Origin of the sequence: Paraburkholderia sp. 32, assembly GCF_050435345.1 — a bacterium.
Taxonomy (GTDB): Bacteria; Pseudomonadota; Gammaproteobacteria; order Burkholderiales; family Burkholderiaceae; genus Paraburkholderia; species Paraburkholderia tuberum.
In genome coordinates this window covers 58844-85825 of the sequence record NZ_JBNDKD010000002.1, presented here as the reverse complement: position 1 = coordinate 85825, position 26982 = coordinate 58844, and the positions used below count along the sequence as shown (strand labels likewise).

The 26982-nt window shown below is 65.0% G+C and carries 22 protein-coding genes and 1 pseudogene; 6 read left to right on the top strand and 17 right to left on the bottom strand.

Features of this window, described 5'->3' with window-relative positions; all coding sequences use genetic code 11:
- Positions 1-7 precede the first annotated feature (7 nt).
- Positions 8-1009: a universal stress protein gene (locus tag OKW26_RS15685; protein ID WP_429354320.1), complete on the bottom strand. Its 1002-nt coding sequence runs from the start codon at positions 1007-1009 to the stop codon at positions 8-10.
- 158 nt (positions 1010-1167) lie between these two features.
- A complete protein-coding gene (locus tag OKW26_RS15680) occupies positions 1168-2157 on the bottom strand; it encodes a zinc-dependent alcohol dehydrogenase family protein (RefSeq protein ID WP_429354319.1) in 990 nt (329 codons plus the stop codon).
- A 431-nt stretch (positions 2158-2588) separates the two neighbouring features.
- On the opposite strand from OKW26_RS15680, the gene OKW26_RS15675 reads away from it, so the two are divergent.
- On the top strand, positions 2589-2963 hold the full coding sequence (locus OKW26_RS15675) for a DUF3564 domain-containing protein (RefSeq protein WP_429354318.1): 375 nt from the start codon (positions 2589-2591) through the stop codon (positions 2961-2963).
- Between the two features lie 49 nt (positions 2964-3012).
- Here the strand turns inward: OKW26_RS15675 and OKW26_RS15670 are convergent.
- The 4 genes and pseudogenes from OKW26_RS15670 to OKW26_RS15655 all read right to left on the bottom strand — a co-directional run.
- Positions 3013-3132, bottom strand: a pseudogene (locus OKW26_RS15670) (RNA polymerase sigma factor); the annotation flags it as partial.
- Positions 3133-3187: 55 nt separating this feature from the next.
- Entirely contained in the window at positions 3188-4606 is a 1419-nt protein-coding gene (locus OKW26_RS15665) for an FAD-binding oxidoreductase (protein ID WP_429354317.1), read from the bottom strand.
- A gap of 139 nt (positions 4607-4745) precedes the next feature.
- On the bottom strand, positions 4746-6293 hold the full coding sequence (locus OKW26_RS15660; protein ID WP_429354316.1) for a UxaA family hydrolase: 1548 nt from the start codon (positions 6291-6293) through the stop codon (positions 4746-4748).
- 48 nt (positions 6294-6341) lie between these two features.
- The gene (locus OKW26_RS15655; RefSeq protein WP_429354315.1) at positions 6342-7631 is read right to left on the bottom strand and encodes an MFS transporter; all 1290 of its coding nucleotides are present in this window, start codon (positions 7629-7631) and stop codon (positions 6342-6344) included.
- Between the two features lie 416 nt (positions 7632-8047).
- On the opposite strand from OKW26_RS15655, the gene OKW26_RS15650 reads away from it, so the two are divergent.
- Complete coding sequence (locus tag OKW26_RS15650) at positions 8048-8758, top strand: FadR/GntR family transcriptional regulator (protein ID WP_429354314.1); 711 nt, start codon at positions 8048-8050, stop codon at positions 8756-8758.
- Here OKW26_RS15650 and OKW26_RS15645 read toward each other — a convergent pair.
- The 3 genes from OKW26_RS15645 to OKW26_RS15635 are packed head-to-tail and all read right to left on the bottom strand — an operon-like array spanning position 8755 to position 12371.
- Entirely contained in the window at positions 8755-9750 is a 996-nt protein-coding gene (locus tag OKW26_RS15645) for a LysR substrate-binding domain-containing protein (protein WP_187615660.1), read from the bottom strand. The genes OKW26_RS15650 and OKW26_RS15645 overlap by 4 nt on opposite strands.
- Positions 9750-10901 (bottom strand): porin, encoded by a 1152-nt coding sequence (locus OKW26_RS15640; RefSeq protein WP_429354313.1) that lies wholly within the window; start codon positions 10899-10901, stop codon positions 9750-9752. The genes OKW26_RS15645 and OKW26_RS15640 overlap by 1 nt, the downstream gene beginning before the upstream one ends.
- Before the next feature lie 24 nt (positions 10902-10925).
- Positions 10926-12371, bottom strand: coding sequence for a purine-cytosine permease family protein (locus tag OKW26_RS15635; protein ID WP_429354312.1), 1446 nt, complete (start codon positions 12369-12371; stop codon positions 10926-10928).
- Positions 12372-12770: 399 nt separating this feature from the next.
- On the opposite strand from OKW26_RS15635, the gene OKW26_RS15630 reads away from it, so the two are divergent.
- From OKW26_RS15630 to OKW26_RS15615, 4 genes are all read left to right on the top strand, one after another.
- Positions 12771-13919 carry an aromatic ring-hydroxylating oxygenase subunit alpha gene (locus tag OKW26_RS15630; protein ID WP_429354311.1) on the top strand — a complete coding sequence of 383 codons (1149 nt, stop codon included), beginning with the start codon at positions 12771-12773 and terminating at the stop codon, positions 13917-13919.
- 10 nt (positions 13920-13929) lie between these two features.
- Positions 13930-15390: an NAD-dependent succinate-semialdehyde dehydrogenase gene (locus tag OKW26_RS15625; protein WP_184067806.1), complete on the top strand. Its 1461-nt coding sequence runs from the start codon at positions 13930-13932 to the stop codon at positions 15388-15390.
- An 89-nt stretch (positions 15391-15479) separates the two neighbouring features.
- Positions 15480-16442 (top strand): PDR/VanB family oxidoreductase, encoded by a 963-nt coding sequence (locus tag OKW26_RS15620; protein ID WP_429354310.1) that lies wholly within the window; start codon positions 15480-15482, stop codon positions 16440-16442.
- Between the two features lie 231 nt (positions 16443-16673).
- The gene (locus OKW26_RS15615; RefSeq protein WP_429354309.1) at positions 16674-17786 is read left to right on the top strand and encodes a PAS domain-containing protein; all 1113 of its coding nucleotides are present in this window, start codon (positions 16674-16676) and stop codon (positions 17784-17786) included.
- A gap of 116 nt (positions 17787-17902) precedes the next feature.
- Here OKW26_RS15615 and OKW26_RS15610 read toward each other — a convergent pair whose 3' ends face one another.
- The 8 genes from OKW26_RS15610 to OKW26_RS15575 all read right to left on the bottom strand — a co-directional run bounded on the left by OKW26_RS15610 (position 17903) and on the right by OKW26_RS15575 (position 26971).
- Positions 17903-18982, bottom strand: coding sequence for a tartrate dehydrogenase (locus tag OKW26_RS15610; protein WP_429354308.1), 1080 nt, complete (start codon positions 18980-18982; stop codon positions 17903-17905).
- A gap of 253 nt (positions 18983-19235) precedes the next feature.
- On the bottom strand, positions 19236-20213 hold the full coding sequence (locus OKW26_RS15605; RefSeq protein ID WP_429354307.1) for a N(4)-(beta-N-acetylglucosaminyl)-L-asparaginase: 978 nt from the start codon (positions 20211-20213) through the stop codon (positions 19236-19238).
- 41 nt (positions 20214-20254) lie between these two features.
- Positions 20255-21319 carry an ABC transporter substrate-binding protein gene (locus OKW26_RS15600; protein WP_429354306.1) on the bottom strand — a complete coding sequence of 355 codons (1065 nt, stop codon included), beginning with the start codon at positions 21317-21319 and terminating at the stop codon, positions 20255-20257.
- A gap of 126 nt (positions 21320-21445) precedes the next feature.
- A complete protein-coding gene (locus tag OKW26_RS15595) occupies positions 21446-22366 on the bottom strand; it encodes a LysR substrate-binding domain-containing protein (protein WP_429290217.1) in 921 nt (306 codons plus the stop codon).
- A gap of 74 nt (positions 22367-22440) precedes the next feature.
- The gene (locus OKW26_RS15590) at positions 22441-23688 is read right to left on the bottom strand and encodes an amidohydrolase family protein (protein WP_429354305.1); all 1248 of its coding nucleotides are present in this window, start codon (positions 23686-23688) and stop codon (positions 22441-22443) included.
- A gap of 66 nt (positions 23689-23754) precedes the next feature.
- Positions 23755-24945, bottom strand: coding sequence for a M24 family metallopeptidase (locus OKW26_RS15585; RefSeq protein WP_429354304.1), 1191 nt, complete (start codon positions 24943-24945; stop codon positions 23755-23757).
- Positions 24946-25018: 73 nt separating this feature from the next.
- Entirely contained in the window at positions 25019-25906 is an 888-nt protein-coding gene (locus OKW26_RS15580; RefSeq protein ID WP_090810837.1) for an ABC transporter permease, read from the bottom strand.
- A gap of 3 nt (positions 25907-25909) precedes the next feature.
- Entirely contained in the window at positions 25910-26971 is a 1062-nt protein-coding gene (locus OKW26_RS15575) for an extracellular solute-binding protein (RefSeq protein ID WP_090810835.1), read from the bottom strand.
- Positions 26972-26982: the final 11 nt, after the last annotated feature.

The following is a 26982-nucleotide window of genomic DNA, read 5'->3' as shown; positions in this document are numbered from 1 at the left end:
GCTCCCGCTACAGATAAAAGGGCCCGCCCGGACTGCCCGGATACGGCTCCCGCCACTCGCCGTGCGGCACGTCGTCCGCCCGCAGTGACGACGCGCCGCGCGGACACACGAGCACGGGACACGCCGCGTCGCGCAGCGTGCGCGACGTCACGTGCCCCGGCAACGGGTGCGGCGCGCCGCGCATGCCGTGCGAACCCATCACGATCAGGTCCGCGTGCCAGCGTTGCGCTTCGTCGAGAATCGCGCTCGACGCATCGCCGGAATCATCGTCGAACTCGAGCAACGCGGTTTCGGCCGCGCGCCGGCTTTGTTCGAGCATCGCCGCGCCGCGCCGCAAGACATCGATTCGATGCTGCGACACGACTTCGAACGGCAGCCATTCGCACCACGCGAAGCGGTCGTCGGCCGCGTAGACGACCTTGATGCGCGCGTCGGGCGGCGCTACCGCGAGCGCGGTGCGCAGCGCGTCGAGCGCGGTGTCGCTGCCATCGATCGCGACCAGCACGCGGCTCACCGCCGAGGCATCGCTCGCGTCGGTCGACCTCGCCGGCATGTACAGCACCGGACGCCCGATCGACGCGACCAGTTCCTCGGGATCGATACGGCTGTCCCAGCGATGTTCACGCGGATGCGCGGCCACCGCGACCAGATCCGCGTCCCATTGCGTCGCCGTGTGGGCGAGCGCTTCGGCCGCGCCCTGATGCAGCGCGGTGAGATCGACGATCTCGGCGTCGGTCGCCGCGACGACGCCGTGCAACGCGATCACCGCGTCGCGCAGCGCGGCCTGCGCGCCGTGCAGCATCGCGCGATGCGCCTCGCACCAGTCCGGATAGCTGAGCATCAGCGTCGGATAAAGCGCGGCAGGATTGCAAACGATATCGACGAGACGAAAGCGCGCATCCGCCGCGACCAACTGCCGGGCGACGCCCGTGCCGAGCGGCAGTCCGCTGCCGCCCGCGGACGCGATCATCACGCGGTGGAAGGTGTTGCGCCCGGCAGCAGTGTTCATCGGCTCTCCTCGGATCGTCGCACCGCGAGGCGGCGCGCCGACCGCGTCGCTTCACACCTCGGCCCGTGACGGGGACGCCAACGGTTCGCGCTTACATGATGAACGCCGACGCGGCGCGCGGCTTGATCTGTATCAAGCGCCAACGGCTCGCTAGCGGATCACGGGCGGACCGCGAGCACGGCCGCGCCGGTCAGGTTGCCGTTGCGCAGATCGTCGAGCGCGCGGTTCGCGTCGCGCAACGCGTAAGTCGTCGTCTCGATCGCGAGCTGCGTCTCGGCGGCGCTGCGCATGAACTGAAGCCCATCGTCGCGGGTCAGATTCGCGACCGACACCACCCGCCGCTCGCCCCACAGAAACGCGTACGGGAACGACGGAATGTCGCTCATATGAATGCCGCCGCACACCACCACGCCGCCTTTCGCGACCGCCTGCAACGCCAGCGGCACCAGTGCGCCGACCGGCGCGAACAGCAGCGCGGCGTCGAGTTCGCCGGGCGGCGCCTCGTTGCTGCCGCCGGCCCATGCCGCGCCGAGGCGCAGCGCGAGTTGCTGGGCCGCGTGGTCGCCGGGACGCGTGAACGCATAGACGGTGCGCTGCTGGTGACGCGCCACCTGCGCGACGAGATGCGCGGCCGCGCCGAAACCGTAGATGCCGATCCGTTCGGCATCGCCCGCCATGCTCAACGTGCGATAGCCGATCAGACCCGCGCACAGCAGCGGCGCGGCCTCGATATTGCTGTAGTGCGGCGGCAGATGGAAGCAGTAGCGGCTATCGGCGACCGTGCGCTCGGCGTAGCCGCCGTCGATCGTGTAGCCGGTGAAGCCAGCGTCGTCGCAGAGATTTTCGCGGGCGGACAGACAGTAGCGGCAGTGGCCGCAGGTGCGCCCGACCCACGGCACGCCGACCCGCTCGCCCACCGTGAAACCGCTGACGCCCGCGCCCAATTCGGCCACCACGCCGACGATTTCGTGGCCGGGAATCACCGGCCGCTTTGGATGCTCGAGCTCGCGGTCGACCAGATGCAGGTCCGTGCGGCACACGCCGCACGCATGAACGTCGATCAGGATCTCCCCGGCACCGGGCCGCGGATCAGGCACTTCCCGCTCGGTCAGCGTCGCCGAGCTGCCGTCGAACACCATCGCTCGCATCGGGTTCTCCTCCAGAAGCTTCGGCGGCGACAAGCTGCCGTCATGGCAGACAGCAAGGCGCGCGCCGTTCTCATCAGCGTAGGCGCGCCATTGTGTCGCGCGATCGGCCCGCGCCGTAGACCGTTTGATCGAAGTCAATAAGGGCGGTTTCGCCGCCCGTACACTGATCTTATTCCTGATGCGGGAGTACGTGCCGTGATTGCGCGAATCCGAAACTGTCTGCTCGTGTGCTCGGCGTCCGCGCTGACGGCCGGCGTTGCCTATGGCGAGCCCGAGCCGAGCGCGGTGGGCCGTTATCGGCGCAGGACGCGTACACGCTCGTGCAATGGGTACTTAGCCAATAAGGACTCGATGCGCACGCAGCGGGCCCGCTGCCGACGCGCGATGGCGCCGGCAATGCGAATCAGTTGTATACATTGCGGAGACATGTCATGCGTTTGACTGTTCATCTCGACACGTTCGATCGTGTCAACCCGATGGCCTTCGCCATTCTCTGGCTCGACAAGGACACGCGGCAATGGTCGCGCGAAGGTCATTTCGGGCTCGAGTTGCCCGAATGGGGCGCGTTGCAGATGGATTGCGGCAATACGCTCGTGTGCGCGCCGCATAGCTCCGCGCCGGTCTGCGTGCTCGAGGGGCTCGATCTGAATCAGCTCGACGGGCCGTTCGAAGGCGAGGTCGGCCGCGTGCAGTGGTGCGCCGAACACGGCCGCATCCTCGCGAGCGGCCACTGGCGCGTGCAATGCATCGACGTCGAACGGACGGCACCGGAAAACGGCGTATTCGCAACCGGCGAAGACGCCTGAATCGGCACAGCTCCGGCGTACCGCGTCGCCGATGCCATGACGCGCCGCCGGATATTTTCGTGAGTACGTTCGCAACGATGCGATCGCACTGCGCCCCGCCGAATTCGAACACGTCGCGCTCGGCGAGATCGAGTGCCTGAGCAAGCGACTCGCGCAACATGCTGCGCGCGTTCCCGAGCGGCTGAAAGCGCCGTGGCTGCGCACGCAGATTCGCGCCGCGCACACTACATTGCGATCACCTTGCCAGGGTTCAGGAGATTGTGCGGATCGAGCGCGAGCTTGATCGCCTTCATCGCGGCGAGTTCGGCCGGCGAGCGTGACAGGCCGAGCACGCCCAGCTTCTCCTCGCCGATCCCATGCTCGGCCGATACCGAGCCGCCCATTTCCCCCGTCAGTTCATAGACGACGCGCTTGACGTCGTCGATGGCCTCGTCGGTCCAGCCAGGTTCTTGCACCACCACGTGCAGATTGCCGTCGCCGAGATGCCCATAGACGAGGATCGTCGCTTGCGGCCAGCGCGCGCGCAACCGCTCGTCGCAGCGCTGCGCCGCGTCGCCCGCCTGCGCGACCGCGAAGCTGATGTCGAACGAGACGCGTCCCGGGATCAGGCGCGGATATTCGGCTGGCGCGTCGCGAATCGCCCAGAACGCCGCGGCGTCCGCGTCCGATTGCGCGATTGCGGCGTCGGCGATCACGCCGGCGTTCAACATGTCGGCGAGGAATTCCTCGAAAGCCGCCGACTGCCGTTCCGGGTCCGCGCCGCAAGTCTCGAGCAATACGTAGTAGGCGTGATCGCTCGCGAGCGGCACGCGCAGTTCGGGCAGGCGTTGCCGCACGAAGTCGCAATAGCTCGGCCACATGACCTCGAACGCGGACACGCCGGCCGGCAGCCGCTCCTGCGCGCGGCCGAGCAGCGTGGTCACCGCCGCGTAGTCCGGCATGCCGCACCATGCGGTCGAGATCGCGCGCGGCTTGGCCCGCAGGCGCAGCACCGCGCGCGTGATGACCGCGAGCGTGCCCTCGCTGCCCGTCAGCAGGTTGCGCAGGTCGTAGCCGGTATTGTTCTTGATCATCTTGCGCTCGCCGCCGATCACGCTGCCGTCGGCGAGCACCGCTTCGACGTCGAGCACCTGGTCGCGCATCATCCCGTAGCGGATCACTCGATTGCCGCCCGCATTGGTCGCGATGTTGCCGCCGATCGTGCAACTGCCGCGCGCGCCGAGGTCGAGCGCGAACATGAAGCCGGCGTGATCGGCCGCTTCCTGCACGACCTGCAGCGGTGTGCCCGCGAACACGGTCATCGTCGCGCTGACCGGATCGATGTCGATGACGCCGTTCATCCGCTCGACGCTCAGCGCGACCTCCCCGCCAAGCACGCAGGCGCCGCCCGCGTGCCCGGTCATGCCGCCTTGCGTGACGACCGGCTGCCGGAATTGATGGCAGATCCTGAGCGCGGTGGCGACCTCTTCGGTCGTGCGCGGGCGGATCAGCGCGATCGGATCGGTCGATGGCGTGCCGCTCCAGTCCGCGAACTGCCGCCCGCCAAATTCGGCCGGCAGGCTCACGATGTCAGCGCCGAGCGCCGCGCGCAGCGCGGCGACGGCTTCGTTACCGCGGGTCGCGGAGATCGGTTCGTGCTGCATCGGATATCTCCAGTTCGTCAGACGGGCAGAGCCGCTGCGCGCGCTTCACCTCGCGGCCTGAATAAAGACGGCGTTCCAATTGCATCCTCCAATGCGTGATCCGTTCGGCTATTCGGTTGTGTCGCTGCAATGCACCCGCTCAGGTCACCACGCCGACCTGCCACGGCACGAACTCGCTTTGCCCATAGCCGTGCAGCTCGCTCTTCGTGCGCGTGCCGGACGCGCAGTCGAGCATCATGCGAAAGATCGCTTCGCCGAGTTCGTCGATGCTCGCGCTGCCGTCGACCACACCGCCGCAATTGATATCGATGTCGTCCTGCTGGCGCTCCCACAACGCGGTGTTGGTCGCCAGCTTCAACGACGGCGACGGCGCGCAGCCATAGGCGGAGCCGCGCCCGGTCGTGAAGCAGATCAGGTTCGCGCCCGAGGCGACCTGTCCCGTCGCCGACACCGGATCGTAGCCGGGCGAATCCATGAACACGAAGCCCTTCGCGGCGATCGGCTGCGCGTATTCGTAGACGTCGACCAGATTCGTCGTGCCGCCCTTCGCGACCGCGCCGAGCGATTTTTCGAGGATCGTCGTCAGGCCGCCCACCTTGTTGCCCGCCGATGGGTTGTTGTCCATCGCGCCGCCATTGCGCGCGCAATAGTCCTGCCACCATGCGATGCGCGCGAGCAGCTTGTCGCCGACCGCGGCGCTCACCGCACGCCGCGTCAGCAGATGCTCGGCGCCGTAGATTTCCGGCGTCTCCGACAGGATCGCGGTGCCGCCGTGCCGCACGAGCCGATCGACCGCGGCGCCGAGCGCCGGATTCGCGGAGATGCCAGAGTAGCCGTCCGAACCGCCGCATTGCAGACCGACGCATAGATGCGAAGCCGGCACCGGCACGCGCTGCACGCGGTTCGCGTCGACGAGCATCTCGCGCACCATCGCGATACCGAGTTCGATCGTCTTGCGCGTACCGCCGCTGTCCTGGATCGTGAAGCTGCGCAGCTTCGTCGTGCTGGCGTCGAGACCGCCCGCGGCGAGCACGCCGTCGATCTGATTCGTCTCGCAGCCTAGCCCGACGAACAGCGCCGACGCGAAGTTCGGATGCACCGCGTAACCGGCCAGTGTGCGACGCAGGATCGCAATGCCCTCGCCTTGCATGTCGATGCCGCAGCCGAGCCCGTGCGTCAAGGCGATCACGCCGTCGACGTTCGGATAGTCGGCGAGCGCGTCGGGACGCACGTCGCGCCGGAAATGATCGGCAATCGCGCGCGCGACCGTCGCCGAGCAGTTCACACTGGTCAGAATGCCGATGTAATTGCGCGTCGCGATGCGGCCGTCGTCGCGGCGAATGCCCATGAAATGCGCGGGTTCGTCGACGTAGACCGTCGGCTGCGCATCGACGCCGAACGCGTGCTCGCGCGCGAACTCCGACATGCCGAGATTGTGCGTGTGAACATGCTGGCCGCGCGCGATCGCCTCACGCGCGACGCCGATGATCTGGTTGTAGCGCTTGACCGGCTCGCCTTGCGCGATGTTGCGCGTCGCGATCTTGTGCCCCGGTGGAATCAGTCCGGCGACGACCAGTTGTTCCGCCTCGATGCGCGTGCCCGGCAACAACTGCCGGGTCGCGATGATGACGTCGTCGCCGGGGTGCAGGCGGATGATCGCGGACGCGACGCTAGCTTGAGTCGACATGAGAAGCCTCGAAAACAGGGTTATCCGTATGCGTTGACACAGAATACGTCAGATCGTGGAGCGCGCGCCCTTCGGCAGATCGCGGCTTTCCGATTCCAGCGACAGCGGCTCGATGCGTCCCACGATGAAAAGATAGCTGAACGCGCCGAGAAAGCAGAAGCCGCCCGCGACGACGAGCGGGATCGTGAACGAGCCCTTCGTCATCGCGACCATCACGCCGGTGAACGTCGTGATCACGATCCCCGCCAGATTCGACGCAAAGTTCTGGATGCCGCCGATCGACGCGACATGGCGCGGTGTCGGCGCGACATCGCAGGGCAGCGACCAGATGCTCGCCGCGGCGAACGCGAGGCTGCCATAGGCGATACCGAAGAACGCGAGCATCAGATACGTGTTCTCCGTGAACGCCGACAGCGTGATCACCGACGACACCAGCATGCCGCCGACCATGCAGGTCTTGCGCGCAGCCGTCAGGCTCCAGCCGCGCCGGAACAGCGCGTCGGACACATAGCCGCCCAGCCAGCCGCCCGGAATCGCGATCAGCGCCGGAATCATGCCGAGCGTGCCGAGCGATTTCAGCGAGAAGCCGCGCGTCTGCACGAGATAGCTCGGAAACCACGTAATGAAGAAGTAGATCACGAAGTTCAGGCAGAAGAAGCCGAGCATCATGCCCCACAGCGTGCGATGGCGAAACAGCGATGCCCACGTCACGTTGTCCTGGCCGCCTCTCGCTCGAGCCGCCGGCGCAGCGTTGCGCGCGGTCTCCATCGCGTCCTGCACGGGATTCCGATAAATCACGAACCAGCCGACGATCCACACCGCGCCGAGCAAGCCGGTGAGGACAAAAGCAGCCTTCCAGCCGAGCGTGCCGATGATCAGCGCGACCACGGGAATCGACAGCGCCGAGCCGACCCGCGAGCCGCTATCGAAGATGCTGGTCGCGATCGCGCGCTCCTTGGGCTCGAACCATTGGCTGACGAGCTTCGCGCAGGACGGATACGCGCCCGCCTCGCCGACGCCGAGCAACAGGCGGCAGCCGAACATGCCCGCGACGCTGGTCGTGACCGCGGTGGCCGCGGTAAACACCGACCACCACCCGACCGCGAGCGGCAACGCGATGCGCGCGCCGACACGATCGACGAACCAGCCGAACGGCATCTGCATCAACGCGTAGGTCCAGAAGAATCCGCTCAGGATGAAGCCCATCTCGGCGGGGCCGATGCCGAGCGCCTTTTCGATTTGCGGCGCGGCGACCGCGAGATTCGCACGATCGATGTAGTTCACCGCGATCGCGAGAAAGCACAGAAAAATCACTACCCAACGCATCTTCTTCTTCATGAAACCGTCTCCTCCTGGGCTGGCATCTACTCTATTTGGATGAACCATGCGGCCTCGTGGCCGCCGGTGTGCTGCCGGGGTCTGCTACAGATCTACTGCGGATTTGCGGCCCGCGTCGTTAGCCGTCGTGCGTGCACAGTCTTCATCGTCATGGAGAAATTGATCGGGTGTCGGGATGCGGAGCGACCAGCAGGGCTGCACGGCTGGCGTCTCCGTGGCGTCAATCCGGCCTTACCAATTTGCAAAAATAACGGCGCGTGCGATACTGGTCAAGCCAATTTACACGGAGTTGGGGGAAACCCCGAACGCTGTCGCCGCGCCGCCGAGCACGCACGATTTGCGCGCCGGGCGCTTCGATCTACAATCGGCGCTCGCCTTATGGGGCTTGCACAAGCTACATCGCCGGGAATCGTTTCGTGACCACCAGACCTGCCGACACTCGCCGCCTCTATCTTCAGATCGCGGAGAAATTGCGCGAGCTGATCGCTCAGCCGGAGTTCGCGCCGAACGGCCGCCTGCCGCCCGAGCGCGCACTGGCGGAGACGCTCGGCGTGTCGCGGCCGTCGGTGCGCGAGGCACTGGTCGCGCTGGAACTGGAAGGGCTCGTCGAGATTCGCATGGGCTCGGGCGTCTACCTGTGCGCGACGCCGTCCGCTCAGAATGATGCGTCGCTGTCGCAGGCCGAACTCGGCGATAGCCTGCTCGACATCCTCGGCGCGCGCTGCCTGATCGAAGGCTCGATCATCGCGAGCGTCGCACCGTTCTGCAAACCGAAAGATCTGAAGATGCTGCGCGCCATCTACAACGAGATGGCGCGCGAAGTAAAGGCCGGCAGAATTCCGGTCGCGGCCGATCGCGCGTTCCATCTCGCGATCGCGCAAATGTCCGGCAATGAGGTGCTGGTGCGCACCGTCAGCTCGCTATTCGATGCGCGGCATAGTCCGCTGTCGGAAAAGCTGCGCGGCCACTTCGAGAACGAGACGACGTGGGGCGCCGTGCCCGACGAACATCTCGTGATTCTCGAAGCGCTGGAGGCGCATGATGCGATTCAGGCGCAAGCGGCGATGCAGCGTCACTTGAAGCTGTCGTTGGAGCGGGTGATTGCGGGGGGACAGAAGACGCCTTAGGCGGTGGTGTGACTGTGAACCAGCGTCGGCGTTGTTCTGCTCTGCGGCTTCGAAGTGCCCTGTGATGGCGCCTGCGCCGCGCAGCCCACCCCAGCCTGCGCGAACGCTTCGGCGAGAAAGTCCACGCACACCTTCACCTTCGCCGACTGCGCAAGACGTTCGGGAAATACGGCCCACACGCTGGCGGGCTGCGTGAGCTCGGGCAGCACGCGCCGCAGCCTCCCTTCGTCGAGCAAGGGCTGCACGTCCCAGATCGAGCGCAGCACGATGCCGCGCCCTGCCAGCGCCCATTGCACTGCGGCCTCGCCGTGATTCGTCGAGAGCGGACCCGTCACTTTCACCGCGACCGTCTTGCCGCCCGCATCGAGACGCCAGACGCCGAATGGGTGATCGCGCTCCTTGATCGCGAGGCACGCGTGCGCCTCCAGATCCGCGACGGTTCGCGGCTCGCCGTGCTGCGCGAGGTATGCCGGCGAGGCGCAAAGCACGCGATAGTTGGTTGCAAGGCGCCTTGCAATCAGGTGGCCAGCGATCTCGTCGCCGATGCGCACGTCCAGATCGAAGCCTTCGCCCGCCACGTCCACGACGCGATCGAACAGGTCGAGCCGCACACCCAGTTGCGGGTAGCGATCCGACAAGGCTGCCAGCGCCGGTGCGACGAACTTGCGGCCGAAGCCGAAGCTGCTCGACACGCGCAGCGTGCCGCGCGCAACGCGCCGCGTGCTGGAGACGTCTTCGACGAGCTGTTCCATGTCGTCGAGGATTTTCTCGGCCCACGCGAACACGCGCTCGCCCGCGGCCGTCATCGCCACGCGGCGCGTCGAGCGGTGCAGCAAACGCGTGCCGAGGCTCGCTTCGAGTATCCCCACGCGCTTGCTCACATACGCCGCCGAGGCGTCGAGCGCATCGGCGGCCGCGCTAAAGCTGGACTTGCGGGCGACCATGCAGAACACCCGCAGGTCGTTGAGCTCAGGGGAAGCAGGAAGTTTCATCAGAACGAGTGGCGCATGCCGATGCGCACGTCGGCCTGCGTCGTCGTCGAAGAAGGCGTGAAGCTGTAGCCGATCACCGCATCCACACCGTTCGACGCCTGCAGCCAGTCGCCCGAGATGTACACGTCCGTGCGCTTCGAAAGCAGGTAATGCAGACCCGCAGACAGCTGATTCCAGTGGTGGCCGTCGAAGTGCGTGTATTGATAGCCGCCCGCGAAACTTGCCGCCGGCGTGATCTGCCAGTTCGCACCGCCCTCGGCCACCAGCATGTGTTCGCTCTCGCCAAACGCCTTGATCTGCGTGTACGTGAAAGCACCCATCAGCGTGACCTTGTTGATGACATAGCTCGCGCCCACGCCGAAGGCACCTTGCCTGTCGACCGGAAAAGGCGTATCCGCATACAGCGACGTGACGGCGCCCGTGGCAGGATCGACGCTCACGGTCGGCCTGCCGAAGAACGTGCGCACGCCGATCATGTTGTACGGGTCGAACGCGTAAATGCCCGACGGGTTGTTCAGCTGCGTATAGGCGGTGCCCATCGAGAACTGGCCGTGCTGATACTGCGCGCCGACGCTCCACGCGCTGCCCTTGTGAAAATCGCCAGGCGCATTGCTGAACGAGTACATGCCGCCGAACTGAAACCCGCCGTACGTGCTCGACATGAACTTTACGGCGTTCGGCAGATGGTCGCCGTTCATGCGGTCGAAGTCACCCTGGTTGATGGCGTAGCCGCTTGCCCACGCGGACGCGTTGTACTGGTAGACCATTTCCCGCGTCATGTCGAACTGATTGCCGAACATGAGTGTGCCCCAGTCGTTCTGCAAACCCGCATAAGCGGCGCGACCAAAAAGCGAGCCGCCATTCGAGATTTGCCCGTTACCCAGATGAAAGCCGCTCTCCAGCTTGAACACGGCCTTCATCCCGCCGCCCAGGTCTTCGGTACCCATCAGGCCCCAGCGGTTCGCGTAAGTCACGCCGTCGTCGAACTTGACCAGATGCGAGCTACCCGCGTTAGAGACGTAGGTGATGCCCGCGTCGAGCACGCCGTAAAGCGTGACACTGCTTTGCGCGCGCGCGGCCACCGGGAGCAAGGCGAGTGCGAGCACCGCCGTAACGAATACGGCGGGCCGCAATTTCTTCGTCTGATTCATGTTGTAGTCGTTGTTGAGTCAGGTTCAGTTCAGGCCACGGTCGGCTTCGCGCACGAGCTGGCGTTCTTTTTCGATGTCGATCGAGCGACAGGCCCACAGATAGACCAGTGCCGCGACGGGCAGGCCCACGAGCATCGCGATGTCGATGCCGCCCAGCGCATTCGCGACCGGTCCGGAATAGAGCTCTGTCTTGAAGAACGGGATCATCGCGGCAAAGCCCACCCCGTATGCGGTCAGGCCACGCCAGTTCCAGCGTCCGTAAATGCCGCGCGGGTTGAAGATCTCACGCACCGAGTAATGCGAGTGGCGCACGATGAAGAAATCGACGAGGTTGATCGCGGTCCACGGCGTGAACAGATAGCCGAGAATGCCGAGGAAGTCGCCGAACTTGCCCATGAAGTTGTCCGACGCCGAAAACGCGAGCGAGGTCGCTACGAGTGCCACCACGACGAGGCTCACGATGCGCTTGGTCGCGTTCGACTTGAGCGGCTTGAACGAGTCCGTGATGCTCAGCAGCGTGAGCGAGGCACCGTAGAAGTTCAGGCCCGTGATGGCGAGCAATCCGAGCAGCGAGAGCAGCAGCGTAACCGTACCGAATCCCGGGAAGATCATGTCGCCCGCGCGCTGGACGGCGTCGGAGATCTCGATCTGCGAGTTGAGCGCCGCGGCCGCCGTGCCCACCAGCATCATCCAGACGCCGCCAATGAGCGCGCCAAGGAAGGTCCACCAGAAGGTGGCGCGCACGCCGGTATTGGGCGGCAGATACCGCGAGTAGTCGGAAACGTAGATCGACCACGAGAGCTGATATGCCGCTGCCGAAAAAAGCTGCACGAGGAACGGCGTGGTCTTGAAGCCCGCGAGGCTCAGCTGGCCTGTGGGGAACGGCACCTTCAGGCACATGCCGATGCTGAAGATCGTGAGCGCGGCGAGCAGCGCAAGCGCGAGCCAACGTTGTGCCTTATGGATCAGGTCATAGCCGAACACCGCGAGCGCAACCGCGATCACCGTGAACACGATGTAGCTCAGATGCGGCTCGGTGCCCAGCAGGTGATGCGCGGTCTGTCCCGCCATCAGCTGGTTGAACGAGTTGTAGCCGATATAGGTGACGAGCGCGACCACCCACACGAGCAGCGCTCCCATGTAGCCGAACTGCGGGCGCGACTGGATCATCTGCGGCAGCCCGAGCTGCGGCCCCTGGCTTGAATGGAACGCCATGAAGAAGGTGCCCAGCACGTTGCCGAGCACGATGGCGATCGCACTCCACAGCAGGTTGCCGCCCATGCTGATGCCAATCGCACCGGCCGCGACGGTCGCGAGATTGGCGTCGCCCGTGAACCACACGGGCCATAGATGCCAGGCCTTGCCTTTGCGTTCGGCAAGCGGCACGTAGTCGATCGAGCGTGATTCGATTCGCGATTTTGCGCGCGAAGGTTCGTTGGCCAAGGTTTCGGCAATTGCCTCGTGGGACATGTCTCCTCCAGTTGTGGGTGGCGAAAGCGGCCGCGAATGGCACGGTCCCGCCTTCCGCGCCGGTCCCGATACCTGGAGTTCCAGTTTCCTGACACGACACGGTTATCTTTCAGTTAACTACAAACCATCAGTTAACGATGGTACCCACCCTGGAGTGTTTCGTCGCACTATCGCATCCTCCTATTGACGTCTATGCGGAAATCGATTTGGTTCGTCGAATGTCAATTTCCATTGATTCTTAACAGAAAGAATGGGCGTCTTGCATCGAACCCGCACGCCACCCGGGCGGTCAGTGCGGGATAACCCCGATCCTCCGCCGGACCGTTTTCTCCTATATTTCAGTTAACCAATAGTTTTATAGTAACTGTCAGTTAATTAACTCCCAGTACGGCGGACCCCATGACCTACCTCCCGATCGAATTCCACAAAAAACCCGACCTCCCCAAGTTGCCGGCCGACTTCTGCGCCAACCCCGAACTCGCCTGGACCATCCCGGCGAGCTACTACACCTCTGAATCGGTGTACAAGGCCGAAGAAAGAAGGATCTTCGAGAACACCTGGATCTGCGTCGCGCACCGCAGCGAACTGGCCGAAGCGAATGCCTACGTGACCCGTGAAGTGGTGGGCGAGAGCATCCTGCTCGTGCGCGGCAAAGACAAGGTGCTGCGCGCCTTCTATAACGTCTGTCCGCACCGTGGCCACCAGCTGCTCGAAGGCAGCGGCAAGGCGAAGAACGTTATCACCTGCCCGTACCACGCCTGGGCGTTCAAGCTCGACGGCGCGCTCGCGCACGCCAACAACTGCGATCACGTGGAGTCGTTCGACAAGGAAAACTCGACGCTCGTGCCGGTACGCGTAGAGGAGTACGCGGGCTTCGTGTTCATCAACCTGAACCCGGACGCCGAGGGCGTGGAAGCGCAACTGCCGGGCCTCGAAGCCAGCCTTCGCAAGGCCTGCCCCGTGATCGACGACCTCAAGCTCGCCGCTCGCTTCGTGACCGAGACGCCGGCCAACTGGAAGTCGATCGTAGATAACTACCTCGAGTGCTACCACTGCGGCCCGGCGCACCCCGGCTTCTCGGATTCCGTGAAGATCGACCAGTACACGCACACGCTGCACGGCAACTGGACGCTGCAGTTCGGTCACGCGCAATCGTCGGAGCGTTCGTTCAAGCTCGATCCGTCCGTGAAGGACCCGAGCTTCAGCGGTTACTGGGCGTGGCCCTGCACGATGTTCAACGTGCCGCCGGGCGGCGACTTCATGACGGTCATCTACGAATTTCCGATGAGCGCCGAAGTCACGCTGCAGCACTATGACATCTACTTCCTGAACGACGAGCCGACCGAAGAGCAGAAGAAGCTGATCGAGTGGTATCGCACCGTGTTCCGCCCGGAAGACCTGCGCCTCGTGGAGAGCGTGCAGAAGGGCCTGAAGTCGCGCGGCTATCGCGGCCAGGGACGCATCATGGTCGACAGTCAGCGCAGCGGCGTCAGCGAGCACGGCATTGCGCACTTCCACAACCTGCTTGCCCAGCAGTACCAGGACTAAGGGGCCACGCATGAATTCACTGCAACATCCCGGCCTGCTGCGTGAGCAGGCCTATATCGACGGCCAGTGGCGCAACGCCGACGACGGCGCCACGCTCGACGTCTACAACCCCTCCACGGGCGAGCTGATCGCGAACGTGCCGAACATGGGCGCCGCCGAAGCGCGCGCGGCCATCGCGGCCGCGCACCGCGCCTTCCCTGCGTGGCGCGCCACTACGGCGAAGGAGCGCGCGCGCCTTCTGCGCAACTGGTTCGAGCTCATCATGGCGAACCAGCAGGCGCTGGCCGAGATCATGACCCGCGAGCAAGGCAAGCCGCTCGCGGAGGCACGTGGCGAGATCGGCTACGCGGCCTCGTTCATCGAGTGGTTCGGCGAGCAGGCCAAGCGCATCGACGGCGATGTGATCCCGAGCCCGAACCCGGACCAGCGTCTGGTCGTGACGAAGGAGCCGGTGGGTGTGTGCGCCGCGATCACCCCGTGGAATTTTCCGGCCGCGATGATTACGCGCAAAGCCGCTCCCGCGCTGGCCGCCGGCTGCACGATCGTCATCAAGCCCGCCAACGAGACACCGCTCTCCGCGTTCGCGCTTGCGGCGCTGGCCGAGGAGGCCGGCATTCCCGCCGGCGTGATCAACATCGTCACGGGCAAGTCGCGCGAGATCGGCCTCGAGATGACTTCGAGCCCGCTCGTCAAGAAGCTCACGTTCACAGGCTCGACCGAAGTAGGCCGTCTGCTGATGCGTCAGTGCTCGGATACCGTCAAGAAAGTGTCGCTCGAACTCGGCGGCAACGCACCGTTCATCGTGTTCGACGACGCGGACCTCGACGCCGCGATCGAAGGCGCACTGCTTTCGAAGTATCGCAACGCGGGGCAAACCTGCGTCTGCGCGAACCGCTTCTATGTACACGATTCGGTGTACGACGAGTTCTGCCGGCGCTTTGCCGCGCGGGTGGCCGCCTTCAAGGTGGACGACGGTTTCGCCGAGGGCGTGAACATCGGACCGCTCATCACCGAAGCGGCGCGCAACAAGGTCGACAGCCTCGTGCGCGACGCCGTGGCGCAAGGCGCGCGCGCGGTCACGGGCGGTGCGCCGCACGAGCGCGGCGGCAACTTCTACGCACCCACCGTGCTCGCCGACGCGAAGCCCGGCATGGCGGTGCTCTCCGAGGAAATCTTCGGACCGGTCGCGCCGATCGTGCGTTTTTCGAGCGACGCCGAAGTCGTGCAGCTCGCGAACGATTCGATCTACGGGCTTGCCGCGTACTTCTACAGCCGCGACATCGGCCGCGTCTGGCGCGTGGCCGATCAGCTCGAATACGGCATCGTGGGCATCAACACGGGCCTGATCTCCAACGAAGTCGCACCGTTCGGCGGCGTCAAGCAGTCGGGCATCGGCCGCGAAGGCTCGAAGTACGGCATCGAGGATTACCTGTCGATCAAGTACCTCTGTATGGCAGGGGTTTCGCGTTAATCGACGCGCTCACCTTCGAGCGGATGCGGGCCGCGCCGCATCCGCTCTTTTCTCCGGACTCAGAAGTCAAGGAAGTCAAGGAAGTCAACATGAACGCCCGCGAATCGATCGCTGTCGACGTCGTCGCCGTCGAGCAACTCACTCCACTCATCAAGCGCTTCACGCTCGCACTGCCCGACGGCGCGCCACTGCCCGCCTTCAACGGCGGCGCCCATGTGCTGGTCTCCATGCAGGACGGCGAAGCGTGGCGCCACAACGCGTACTCGCTGCTGAGTTCGCCGCACGACACGCGCCGGTATCAGATCGCCGTGCGCCGCGAAGAGGCCTCGCGCGGCGGGTCCGCCTTCATGCACGAAAAGGTCGAAGCGGGCACGCGCCTCGCTATCGGCTCGCCCGCCAACCTGTTCGAGCTTGCGAGGGGCGCGAAGCGGCACGTGTTCATCGCGGGCGGCATCGGCATCACGCCTTTTCTCGCGCAGCTCGCCGAGCATCGGCCTGAAGATCTCGAGCTCGATCTGCACTATGCATTCCGCAGTCCCGAGCACGGCGCATTCGTCGACGAACTGAAGGCTGGCCCGCACGCGGCCAACGTGCACTGCTATGTGGAAAGCGAGGGCCAGCGTCTCGACCTGCTCAAGCTCTTCAAGAGCCTGCCGACCGATGCGCATGTTTACGTGTGCGGCCCGCAGGGCTTGAACGACGCCGTCTACGCGAACGCCGCGTTGCTGGGATGGCCGAAGTCACAGCTGCACTCGGAGCAGTTCGCCGCTACCGACACCGGCGGCAAGGCGTTCACCGTGCTACTCGCGAAGTCGGGCATCGAGCTCGAAGTGGGCGAGGACGAGACCATCCTCAAGGCCATCGAGCGCGCGGGCGTGACGGTGGAGTCGCTGTGCCGCGAAGGCGTGTGCGGCACCTGCGAAGTGGCGATCCTCGAAGGCGAGGCCGATCATCGCGACCAGTATCTCGACGACGACGAAAAAGCCGCGCAGAAGACCATTCTGCTATGCGTGTCACGCTCGCGCACGCGACGCCTCGTGATCGACCTGTAGGCCGGCCTCCACAGGCCGGATTTCCGGGTGAGCGCTGCAGCGCCTGACGGAACGGCCCTCGCGGCGATCCGTTAAACTACCGAAAGATAGGCGCTCGCACGCATTGTCCCGGCCGCGCGCCCCATTCATCATCGGCGGCATAGGCCCCGAGCCCTTCTTTCGGGCCCAGGGCCTATGCCGCCCTTTTCGCCTGATCCGTTCGACCGCGCGATACGTCATAGAGGGAAATGGATGTCCGAGGATACGTTCGCGTTCCGTCTGAAAGTACTGCTCGAGCACAAGAAGCTGAGCTTGCAGCAAGTGGCCGACGCCGTCGGCATTTCACGACCCGCCGTGCACAAGTGGACCCGCGGCGGCGAGATCGACTATTCGAACCTGCGCCGCCTCGCGGCGTTCCTCGACGTCAACTGGGTCTGGCTGCGCTACGGTGACGAAGCCGTGAAGGACCTCGGCATCGCAGGCAATACGGAACTGCCCATGACCGACCTGCGCCGCCGCTACACCGCCGAGATCATGTCGAACGAAGCGCGCATGAAGCAGGCTCAGGAGTCGGCCGGCATCGTGACCTGGGAATGGAATCTGATCACCGACGAGCTCATCTATTCGAGCAATTGCGCGAAGCTTTATGGCCGCGAGATCCACAGCAACGCCGAATTCTGGGAGATCCTGCACCCCGAAGACGCGATCTGGCTGAACGAAGGGTCCTTGAAGGAACTCGTTGCGAGCACGGCGCCGCGCGTGTGGGACTTCCGCATCATTCTTCCCGACGGGCAGATCCGCTGGATCGAGTCACGCGTCGCCATGCTGCTGGACGATGCCGGGCGTCCCGTGCGTGTGGTGGGCACCACCATCGACGTCAGCGCGCGCAAGCAAGCGGAGCGCGCGTTGGAAAGCCGCCTGCAGTTGCTCAACGACGCTGCGCGCATCGCGGGTTTCGGTGCATGGCGCTGGCTGCGCGCGCAGGACGAGCTGATCGTGTCGGACGAATGGTGCCGCCTGTTCGGCGTCGATCCGGCCGGGGCGCCGCGTCATTTCGTCGAACTTTCGCAGCACATTCATTCCGACGACCGCGCGGCGCGCGAAGCGAGTGTGAATGACGCGCTCACGCATCGCGCGGACTATCGCGTGCTGTATCGTGCGTTGTTGCCCGACGATACGTGGCGGCTGGTGGTGGAGCAAGGCTACGCGCGTGTCGCGCCGCACGGCGAGGATGTGTGGCTCACGGCACTGTGCCGCGCGGCGCAGCCCGCCGACATGACGGCGGCCGCGACCACGGGTGCGCAGCCGGTCGCCGAAGAAGCCGCGGCCACGGGAAGCGCGCCGTTCGGCATCGGCGCGCGCTAAATCCGGGCGATGAACGTTCGCTGAATCCGGGCGATGAAACGTTCGCTGAATCCGGGTGACGAGCATTCGTCAAAGATAACGGGGTGTCCCGCAGGAACACCCCGCGCGCTTCCCGCTCAAAGCGCGGCGGCGACAGCCTTGCCGACGTCCGCCGTGTTCGCCGCGCCGCCCATGTCCGGGGTACGCGGTCCTTCCACCAGCACGTTCTCGATGGCCCGCATGATCGCGTCGTGCGCCGCTTTGTATTGCGCGTCGCCGTTGCCGAGGAAGTCGAGCATCATCGCACCCGACCAGATCATCGCGATCGGATTGGCAATCTTCTTCCCAAAGATGTCCGGAGCCGAACCGTGCACCGGCTCGAACAACGACGGGAACTTGCGCTCGGGGTTCAGGTTGGCCGAAGCCGCGAGACCGATCGTGCCCGTACACGCGGGGCCGAGATCCGAAAGAATGTCGCCAAAGAGGTTCGACGCCACGACCACGTCGAAGCGATCCGGCTGCAGTACGAAACGCGCACACAGGATGTCGATGTGCTGCTTGTCCCACTTCACGTCGGGATACGCCTCGGCCATCGCAGCTACGCGCTCATCCCAGTACGGCATGCTGATCGAGATGCCGTTGGACTTGGTAGCCGCCGTAAGTTTCTTGCGTCCGCGCGCGTTCGCGAGCTCGAACGCGTACTGAAGGATGCGGTCCACGCCCTGGCGCGTGAACACCGACTCCTGGAGCACGAACTCGCGCTCCGTGCCTTCGAACATCTTGCCTCCCACGGCGCTGTACTCGCCTTCGGTGTTCTCGCGCACGACGAAAAAGTCGATATCCCCGGGCTTGCGATTCGCGAGCGGGCACGGCACGCCGGGCAACAGACGTACCGGCCGAAGGTTCACGTACTGATCGAACTCGCGGCGGAACTTCAGCAGCGAACCCCACAGCGAAATGTGATCGGGCACCTTGTCGGGCCAGCCCACCGCTCCGAAATAGATCGCGTCGAACTCCTTGAGCGTGGCGAACCAGTCGTCCGGCATCATTTTGCCGTGCTCCAGGTAGTAGTCACAGCTCGCCCAGTCGAAATGCGTAAATTCCAGCTTCAGATCGAACTTCGCGGCTGCCGCCTCCATCACACGCACGCCCTCCGGCATCACTTCCTGGCCGATGCCGTCGCCGGGAATCGCGGCGATTCTGAATGTCTTGCTCATGTCTCGTTCTCCGTTGCACGGCGCGCCTCAATGGGTGCGCGCTCGATGAGTGCAAGCATGCCTCAAAGGGCGCCGGAAATTAGCCGCTGTAGCGTTGAAACATTGAACACGATGCATGAATAATCGTCCGCGAGGCCCGGGCCTGCATCGCTACGAGGTCTTTGCCCGACTGATTCGACCTGAACGAACCGTCGGATCGAACTTATCCGTCCGCGCAATGCGTGGACGGTCACATCGCCACTACGCGTCGCCCTCAAACGTCGGTATAAACCTGCATCGCAATCCGCTTGCTCTGCGGCTCACCCGCCGAGATCTGGATCAGCTCGCAAGCACGGCGCTCCGGCTGCGCCATGACTGGCGTCCACACCCAGTAGTGATTGCCCGGCAAGCCATTGACCGCCACCACGCGGTGATTGCCCGCGGCATCGATCGCATGGATCGTCACGCGGCTGATCAAGCCGCCCTTGAGCGCGCGCATATCGTCGACGGCCTCGCTGACCGCGCGCTCGACGCTCATGCCCATTTTCATGTAGAGCACCACCGCGCGCGCCGTGCCGGCGCGGATCGTCATCTCGCCCGCGCCCGTGCATGCGCAGGCGCCGTAACGGCTATCGGCATAGGAGCCCGCGCCGATCACGGGGCTGTCGCCGAGACGGCCCGGATATTTCCAGCCCCATCCCGATGTACTCGTGCCGCTCACGACATTGCGGGCGCTGTCGAGCGCAAGAAAAACAGTCGTGTCCTTGCCGATCTCCGGATCGACCGCGTCGTGGCAATAGCGTTCGAGCGGCACGTTCGGCCACGCGGCCCTGTCGGCCGCGCTGACTTCGCCGTCGAACCAGCGCGCGTACGCTTTGCGCGAATGTTCGGCGAGCAGCTCGCAGCGCTCCGCACCCGTTTCGGCCGCATAGCGCGCGGCGCCCTCGCCGATCAGCAGCTCGTGCGGCAGCCGTTCCATCACGGCACGCGCGACGCTCACCGGATGCCTGAAGCCCTTCAGACCGCCCACCGCGCCGGTCCGCAGCGTCGAGCCATCCATCACCGACGCATCGAGCTCGACTTCGCCGAGCAGATTCGGCCAGCCGCCACGCCCGACCGTGCGCACCTCTTCGTCATCTTCGACGAGCCGGATGCCTGCCTCGACCGCGTCGAGCCCGGCACCGCCATTGCGCAGCAGTTCCGCGGTCAAGCCGATGCCGGATTTACCTTCGTTGTTGGTCAGAATAATCATGTGTTTGGGTCTTGCAGGCAGAAATGTGCGGAGCCTCAGGGTCAAAGTCCAGCGCGGAAATCCTTGTTCCAGAAGTCGAGCATTTCCGTTTTGTGTTTCATCAGCATCGCGAAGTCGACCGGCACGATCCGCTCCAGCTCCTTGCCCGAGAAGCCCACCGCCTGTTGCAACGACGGCGGCAGGTTCGCATTCGCGATCGTCGGCGCGTAGCCCATCGATTCGGCGAACGCGCGCTGGGAACGCGGATCGAGCATCGCATTCAGATAGGGAAACGCGCAGGCGGACGATTTACTGCCCGCGGTGACCGCGGCCTCGAACGTGGCCGGTAATGCGCCCTCCTTCGGGAACACGTAATCGACCGCGAGGCCCGCCTTTTTCCACTGCAGCGCGCGCGCCTTCCACGTGACGGTCACGACGATCTCGCCGCTCTTGAGCGCCGACGCCAGCGCATCGACCGACGGATACACTCGCGGCGATGCCTCGCGCAGCGCGCGCAAATACTTCTGCCCGAGCGCGAGATCGCTCGCTTGCCCACCCGAGGCAAGCGCGCCCGCGAGCGTCAGATAGTCATACTGATCATCGACCAGGCCGATTTTGCCCTTGAATTGAGGGTCCAGCAGCGCGGCGATACCGTCCGGGCGCGTGCGCACCCTGTCGGTATCGTAGACGAGCACCAGCGCGCTGAAGATGTGCGGGACCGCGTAGCTGCGACGAAATTGCGGAATCACGTTGGCAAGGTTCGGCAGCAGCGCGTCATCGAGTTTCGCGGTCGTGCCTTCGGAGTACATCTGGAACATGTCGTTATCGCGCAGCAGCGCGACATCCAACGTGCTGCGCCGGCCGTGCGCTTCGGCACGCATCGTGGTCTGCCGCGCGAGCGCACTGCCGACCGCATAGGTGATCGCATCACCGGTAGGCGTCACCAGCGAATCGATGTACTGTTGCAGCAGGCGTTGATAGTCGCCTCCCCACGTGCCGACCACCACCTGACCGGAACACGCACCGGCCGCATTGGCTTTCAACGCGAACGGACCCAGCGCGGAGGCGGCGACGAGCGTCCCCGTCGATCGAAGAAAACGGCGGCGTGGCTGGTTGATGTGGTTCATACACTCGCTCCAGGAGAAATGCGTTTCGAAAAGAAGCCGCAACAGACGACGTCAGGCCTCGGTGGCCCGATCGGTATTTCATTGGATAGGTGGGGAACGCCGCTGCCGCCGCGAAGCGGCAATCGGTCAGCTCGCTGCCGTCAAGCGCGTATTCACGGCCGCCAGCACTTCTTCGAGCGTCTCCTCCATCACCTTCGACAATTCGTCGAGATGCGGAGCCGGCGCGGCGCCATGCGGCGTGATCTTCAGCGTGTAGAAAGGCATTGCGTGCTCGAAGCGGCGCAAGATCAGATTCGAGTCGAGAAAGTCGTACGCCGACACCGGATGCAGCAAACCAATGCCGAGGCCTTCCTTGACCATCGTCGCGATGTTGACCGAATACGGCGCGGTCGCCACCACCTGCGATTGCAGCTGACCGCTCGCGAACACCTGATCCATGCCCCAGCGCACGAGGTCCGGCAAATCGTACGACACGATCGGCTGATTCCGCAGATCCGCCACCTTGATGACCTTGCGCTTGCCCAGCGGATGACCGGCCGGCAACGCGCAGATCGCGTCGAGCTGCGCGAAGGCGGTCGAATCGGTGCCGGTCACGTCGACCGTATTCGTGACGAGACCGAGCGCGAGTTGACGCGACACCACCTGATCGCGAATCAGCGACGATGCCCCGGTCGTCAACGCAATCTGCACGGCCGGATGCCGGCGATGAAAGTTCGCCACGACGCGCGCGAAGTAGCCGAGCCCGAACGATACGACCGAGCCCACGCGGATCACCGCGGTCGACGGATTGCGCAAGCTCAGCGCGAACTCGCGGATGTTGTCCAGGCCGGCATAGCGCCGCTCGACTTCCTCGAACAGCGCCAGGGCTTCGACGGTCGGTTCGAGCCGGCCGCGGCTGCGATCGAACAGCGTGAGACTGGTCGAGCGCTCCAGATCGGTAATCAGGCGGCTGATGCCCGACTGCGAAGTGCCGATGACCTGCGCGGCGCGGGTCGTCGTGCGCGTGAGCATCAGCGCCCTGAATGCGTCGATGTGCCGAAAGTCCATCCGTTCTCTCCGGATTGCATGGGCCGCCGGCGCTCCCCGCTGTCAACCTCGCTCGCAAGCGAGCGCTCCGCACGTCACGCCGGCAAATCAAAGGCATGGATTCTACCGCCCTTCATCACGACCGGAATGCGCTCGCCCTGCCCCAGCAGACAGTCGAGCGACGCAAGCGGATTGCCGTCGACGACGAGCATGTCGGCGTGCGCGCCTGCCGTGATCTGCCCGAGCTGCCCGACCTGGCCGAGCACCTGCGCGCCGACCACCGTTGCGCTGCGCAGGATTTCGAGCGGCGTCAGCACTTCGCTGCGCAAGCGGAATTCATCGCTTTGCAGACGCTGCGATTCGCCGAGCAGATCGCTACCGAAGCCCATCGGCACGCCCGCCGCGCGGAAGATTTCGAGCGAACGCAGGCCCGCCTGGCGCACGCTCCCGATCTTCGCGACGCTGTCGGCGGGCAGGCCGAGCGCTTCGCCTTCGTTCGCGAGCGCGTCGTAGGTGACGAGCGTCGGCACCGCGAACGCGCCGTGCTCGGCCATCACCCGCGCAGCCGCTTCGTCGACCAGATTGCCGTGCTCGATCGTGCGAACGCCGCAGCGTACCGCGCGCGCGATCGCCTCGGCCGTGTACGCGTGTGCGAGCACGTAGGTGCCGCGCGCCCGCGCCTCGTGGACGATCGCCCTGATCTCGTCTTCCGAATAACCCCATGCGCCGACCGGATCGGTGGGCGAGGCGACGCCGCCCGAGGCCATGATCTTGATCTGGTCGGCACCCATCTGCAGCTCTTCACGCACTGCGCGACGCACGGCATCGACGCCGTCGGCGACACGCGATATCGCGCCGACCCGCGCGCAACACGCGCACGGGCTATCGGTGCCGATGTAGTCGCTACGGCCGCGCATGTCGCCGTGTCCGCCGGTCTGGCTGATCGCGCGGCCCGAGACGAACAGGCGCGGACCTTCGGCGAGCCCCTGTTCCAACGCCTGTTTGAGCGCGAAGCCCGCGCCGCCCGCATCGCGCACTGTCGTGAAGCCACGCCGAAGCATGCCTTGCAACAACGGCAACGACTTCAGCGTGACCAGCACGTTCGGCAAGTTCACCTGTGCCGCGAGATTGAGTTGCGTCGCATGCACGTGCACGTGCAAATCGATCAGGCCGGGCATCAGCGTCTTGCCGCGCAGGTCGATTTCGCGTGCGGACCCGCTGCGGATCGGCCGGTCCGAGACCTCCTTGATGCGTCCGTTTTCCACCAGCACCGCGTGGTCCTCACGCAATTCGCCGGCAGCCGGATCGAGCAGCGCGCAGTGCGAGAACAGAATCGACTCCATCAGGTCTCCTTCCGGTACAAGATCCGGGTCATCTCCAACGTTGAAGGGTGTCGCGCGCTGCGCGACTCAATCGATGGTCGCGTGCGCGAGCGTGCGAGGGGTCTTCGTGAGCAGCTCCGGCGTCGGGCCGGTCACGACCGAATCGTCGAGCCGGAAACCGCCGAGGCCGTACACATAGATGCCGGGCTCCGCCGAGTACACCTCGTTGTCCAGCAGCGCGCGGTGATTGAACGCCATGTCGTCCGGATACTCGTGACCGATGATGCCCATGCCATGCCCCGTGCGATGACGGATGTGCTTCGCGCAGCCGGCCTGCTCGATCACCGCCTGCGCGGCCGCGTCGATACCCGAAACCGGCTGACCCGTGACGGCCGCCGCGACGGCCGCCTCGTTGGCCGCGCGCGCGACCTCATGAAAACGCGCCTGCTCGGCGCTCGGTTTGCCGCAGAACCAGGTGCGCTCGTTCTCGATCACGAGACCGTTCAAACGCGGAATCACGATATTGACCAGACCGTCGCCCGCCTTGATCTGCGCGCCGCACGACGCACCGTCGCCGTGCGGCGACGCCGATGCCGGCCCCGACAAGGTCCAGCAACGCATCACTTCGAGGTTCTCGCCAGGAAAGCGGCGCGCGCCTTCGGTCACCATCAGGGCGGCCATCTGATAGTCGAGTTCCTGAACGAGCCGTCCGGGGCGAATGTTCTCGCGATAGCGGTCCTGCACCCAATCGGCGAGGCTTGCGGCGGCCCGCATGATGGCAATCTCCTCCCGGTGCTTGACCCAGCGCAACGAGCGCAGCTCGGCGAGCATCGGCAGGAACTTCGCGTCTGGCAGCAGCGCCGCCGCGCGGCCGAGCGGACCGCCGGCGGCTTCGACGCCGATTCGCGATGCGCCAAGCCCGGCGGCACGCAAACGCGCGGCGATCAGCTCCGGGACTTCCGCGAGTAGCGGCTGCCGCTCGACCACGCGCGGATGCTCGGAGTAGAACGAGATATCGTCGAGCCACAGATGTCCGCGCTCGCGCGCCATCATCACGTGATGCGTCGACAGCTCGTTCATGATCGCGAACGGCTCGCCCGACAGCGGCACGCACACGGCGATCGGCCGCTCCCAGGTCTGCACGTCGACGTGGAAATTGGTCGCCCACTGGAAGAAGTCGGCGGACGTGAAGATCAGCGCATCGACTCGCTGACGTTCCATCAGTTTTTGCATCAGGTCGTGACGGTAAGCGCGAGTCTTGTCGGTGAGGATTGGCATCTGTTGTTCCTTCAGGAAGAAGAATTAAGGAGAGGCGCATCCCACCCACCAGCCCGCGGCGCGCCCTGCCAGTTCAGGTCATCATCGTCTTCGCGTAGCGCCGCTGGATGATCCAGTGCGACAACAGCGCCAGCGCAAACGTGACGACCATCGATACGATCGACAGCACGGCCCCGAACGGCCAGTTGTTCGCCTTGGCGATCTGGTCGTAGATTGCCGGCGTCATCATCGTGATGCCGGTGCCGCCGAGCAGAACCGGTGTCGCGTACGCGTTCATGCACAGAATGAACACGAGCATCGTGCCGGCCGCGACGCCGGGCGCCGCGATCGGCAGCACGACGCGCGCGAGCGTCTGAGCGAAGCTCGCGCCGAGATTGCGCGCGGCTTCCTCGATCGAGAAATCGAGGCCTTCGAGCACGCTCTGCAAGGTCAGGATCATGTACGGCAGAACCACGGCGGTGGTACCGGCCACCACCGCGAACGGCGTATACAGCAGCCGCACCGGTTGATCGACGAGGCCGAGCGCCATCAGCATCGCATTGACGAAACCCGCGTTGCCGAGCATGACCATCCAACCCGCCGCGCGCACGACGTTGCCGACCAGCAGCGGAAACACCAGCAGCATCACCAGTTGGCTCTTGAAGCGGCTCTGCGTTTTAGCAAGCACATAGGCGACCGGAAAACCGAGTACGAGCGACAGCGCCGTGCACAGCGCGGCCACCTTGATCGTGGTCCACAGCACCGCGTGGTAGTACGGATCGGTCAGAAACTGGACGTAGTTCTCGAGCGTGAACGCCGCCTGCATCATCTGGACCGAGTCGAAATGATTGAAGCTGTAGCGCACCAGTTGCACGCCCGGCAGCACGATCACGAATAGCACGACCAGCACGGCAGGCGTTGCGAGCAGGCCCCCGGCGAAGTCGCGGCGCCGCGGCGCGGCGTTCAGTGCGCTCGTCGTCATGGTTCAAAGTCCCGGCTTGAATTCCTTGTTCCAGAAGTCGAGCAGCGCCGGTTTTTCCGCAGTGAAACGCGCGTAGTCGACTTTCACGAGGCGATCGAGCTCGGCATTCGTGAAGCCGACGCTCTGTTGCAGCGTCGGCGGCAAGGCCGCATCGGTGACGGTCGGCGCATAGCCCATCGTCTCGGCGAAGCCGACCTGCGCGCGCGGATCGAGCATCGCGTTCAGATAGTTGAAGCCGCACGCACGCGTCGGCGCGTTTTTCGGCACGGCGGCCTCGAACGTGACCGGCACGCCGCCCTCTTTCGGGAATGCGTAGTCGACCGGCACGCCGCCTTTCTTCCACTGCAGCGCGCGCGCTTTCCACATGCAGGTCATCCAGATTTCGCCGCTTTTCAGCGCCGCCGCGACCGTTTCGTTCGACGGATAGACCTTCGGCTGCTGCTTGCGCACCTCGCGCAGAAACTGGATACCGGCCGCCGTGTCGCCATTGTGCTGGCCCGCCGCGAGCGAAGACTGCAGCACGTTGAAGTTGTACAGAATGTCGGAAAAACCCACCCGTCCCTTCAGTTTCGGATCGAGCGCGACCGCGAGCGAATCGGGCTTCGCCTGAAACTTCTCCGGGTTGTAGACGATCACCATCGCACTGAAGATGTGCGGAATCGAATACGGGCGGCGCAGCGCTTCGATCGTGCGCGCCGAGTTCGGCACCAGTTTCGTGTCGAGCGGTTCGAGCACCCCGGAACGGTTGACGTCGAACATGTCGATGTCGGCGAGACAGGCGACGTCGAGCGAACCGTGACGCGACATCTTCTCCGCGCGCAGCTTCGTCATGCGGCCGATCTGATCCGCCGAGTCGTACGTGACGCGACCGCCAGCGGCCTCGATGATCGGCTTGCCGATGTTCTGTTCGAGCAGGTTCAGATAATCGCCGCCCCACGTGCCGACGACGACGTTGGGGCAAGCGTCGGCCGCCAGCGCCGTGCGCGGATCGAAACCGAGCGACGGAGCGACGAGCAGACCGGAAGCAGCTTTCAGAAACGTGCGGCGCGTGATGGGATAGCTCATTTTATGGTCCT

Excerpts from the sequence above, each read along its gene's own strand:
- OKW26_RS15660 (WP_429354316.1), bottom strand. The coding sequence starts at position 6,293 with ATGTCGACTCAAGCTAGCGTCGCGTCCGCGATCATCCGCCTGCACCCC.
- OKW26_RS15635 (WP_429354312.1), bottom strand. The coding sequence starts at position 12,371 with ATGTCCCACGAGGCAATTGCCGAAACCTTGGCCAACGAACCTTCGCGC.
- OKW26_RS15665 (WP_429354317.1), bottom strand. The coding sequence starts at position 4,606 with ATGCAGCACGAACCGATCTCCGCGACCCGCGGTAACGAAGCCGTCGCC.
- OKW26_RS15680 (WP_429354319.1), bottom strand. The coding sequence starts at position 2,157 with ATGCGAGCGATGGTGTTCGACGGCAGCTCGGCGACGCTGACCGAGCGG.
- OKW26_RS15610 (WP_429354308.1), bottom strand. The coding sequence starts at position 18,982 with ATGAGCAAGACATTCAGAATCGCCGCGATTCCCGGCGACGGCATCGGC.
- OKW26_RS15620 (WP_429354310.1), top strand. The coding sequence starts at position 15,480 with ATGAACGCCCGCGAATCGATCGCTGTCGACGTCGTCGCCGTCGAGCAA.
- OKW26_RS15580 (WP_090810837.1), bottom strand. The coding sequence starts at position 25,906 with ATGACGACGAGCGCACTGAACGCCGCGCCGCGGCGCCGCGACTTCGCC.
- OKW26_RS15590 (WP_429354305.1), bottom strand. The coding sequence starts at position 23,688 with ATGGAGTCGATTCTGTTCTCGCACTGCGCGCTGCTCGATCCGGCTGCC.
- OKW26_RS15655 (WP_429354315.1), bottom strand. The coding sequence starts at position 7,631 with ATGAAGAAGAAGATGCGTTGGGTAGTGATTTTTCTGTGCTTTCTCGCG.
- OKW26_RS15600 (WP_429354306.1), bottom strand. The coding sequence starts at position 21,319 with ATGAACCACATCAACCAGCCACGCCGCCGTTTTCTTCGATCGACGGGG.
- OKW26_RS15575 (WP_090810835.1), bottom strand. The coding sequence starts at position 26,971 with ATGAGCTATCCCATCACGCGCCGCACGTTTCTGAAAGCTGCTTCCGGT.
- OKW26_RS15615 (WP_429354309.1), top strand. The coding sequence starts at position 16,674 with ATGTCCGAGGATACGTTCGCGTTCCGTCTGAAAGTACTGCTCGAGCAC.
- OKW26_RS15685 (WP_429354320.1), bottom strand. The coding sequence starts at position 1,009 with ATGAACACTGCTGCCGGGCGCAACACCTTCCACCGCGTGATGATCGCG.
- OKW26_RS15645 (WP_187615660.1), bottom strand. The coding sequence starts at position 9,750 with ATGAAACTTCCTGCTTCCCCTGAGCTCAACGACCTGCGGGTGTTCTGC.
- OKW26_RS15630 (WP_429354311.1), top strand. The coding sequence starts at position 12,771 with ATGACCTACCTCCCGATCGAATTCCACAAAAAACCCGACCTCCCCAAG.
- OKW26_RS15585 (WP_429354304.1), bottom strand. The coding sequence starts at position 24,945 with ATGCCAATCCTCACCGACAAGACTCGCGCTTACCGTCACGACCTGATG.
- OKW26_RS15605 (WP_429354307.1), bottom strand. The coding sequence starts at position 20,213 with ATGATTATTCTGACCAACAACGAAGGTAAATCCGGCATCGGCTTGACC.
- OKW26_RS15675 (WP_429354318.1), top strand. The coding sequence starts at position 2,589 with ATGCGTTTGACTGTTCATCTCGACACGTTCGATCGTGTCAACCCGATG.
- OKW26_RS15640 (WP_429354313.1), bottom strand. The coding sequence starts at position 10,901 with ATGAATCAGACGAAGAAATTGCGGCCCGCCGTATTCGTTACGGCGGTG.
- OKW26_RS15625 (WP_184067806.1), top strand. The coding sequence starts at position 13,930 with ATGAATTCACTGCAACATCCCGGCCTGCTGCGTGAGCAGGCCTATATC.
- OKW26_RS15595 (WP_429290217.1), bottom strand. The coding sequence starts at position 22,366 with ATGGACTTTCGGCACATCGACGCATTCAGGGCGCTGATGCTCACGCGC.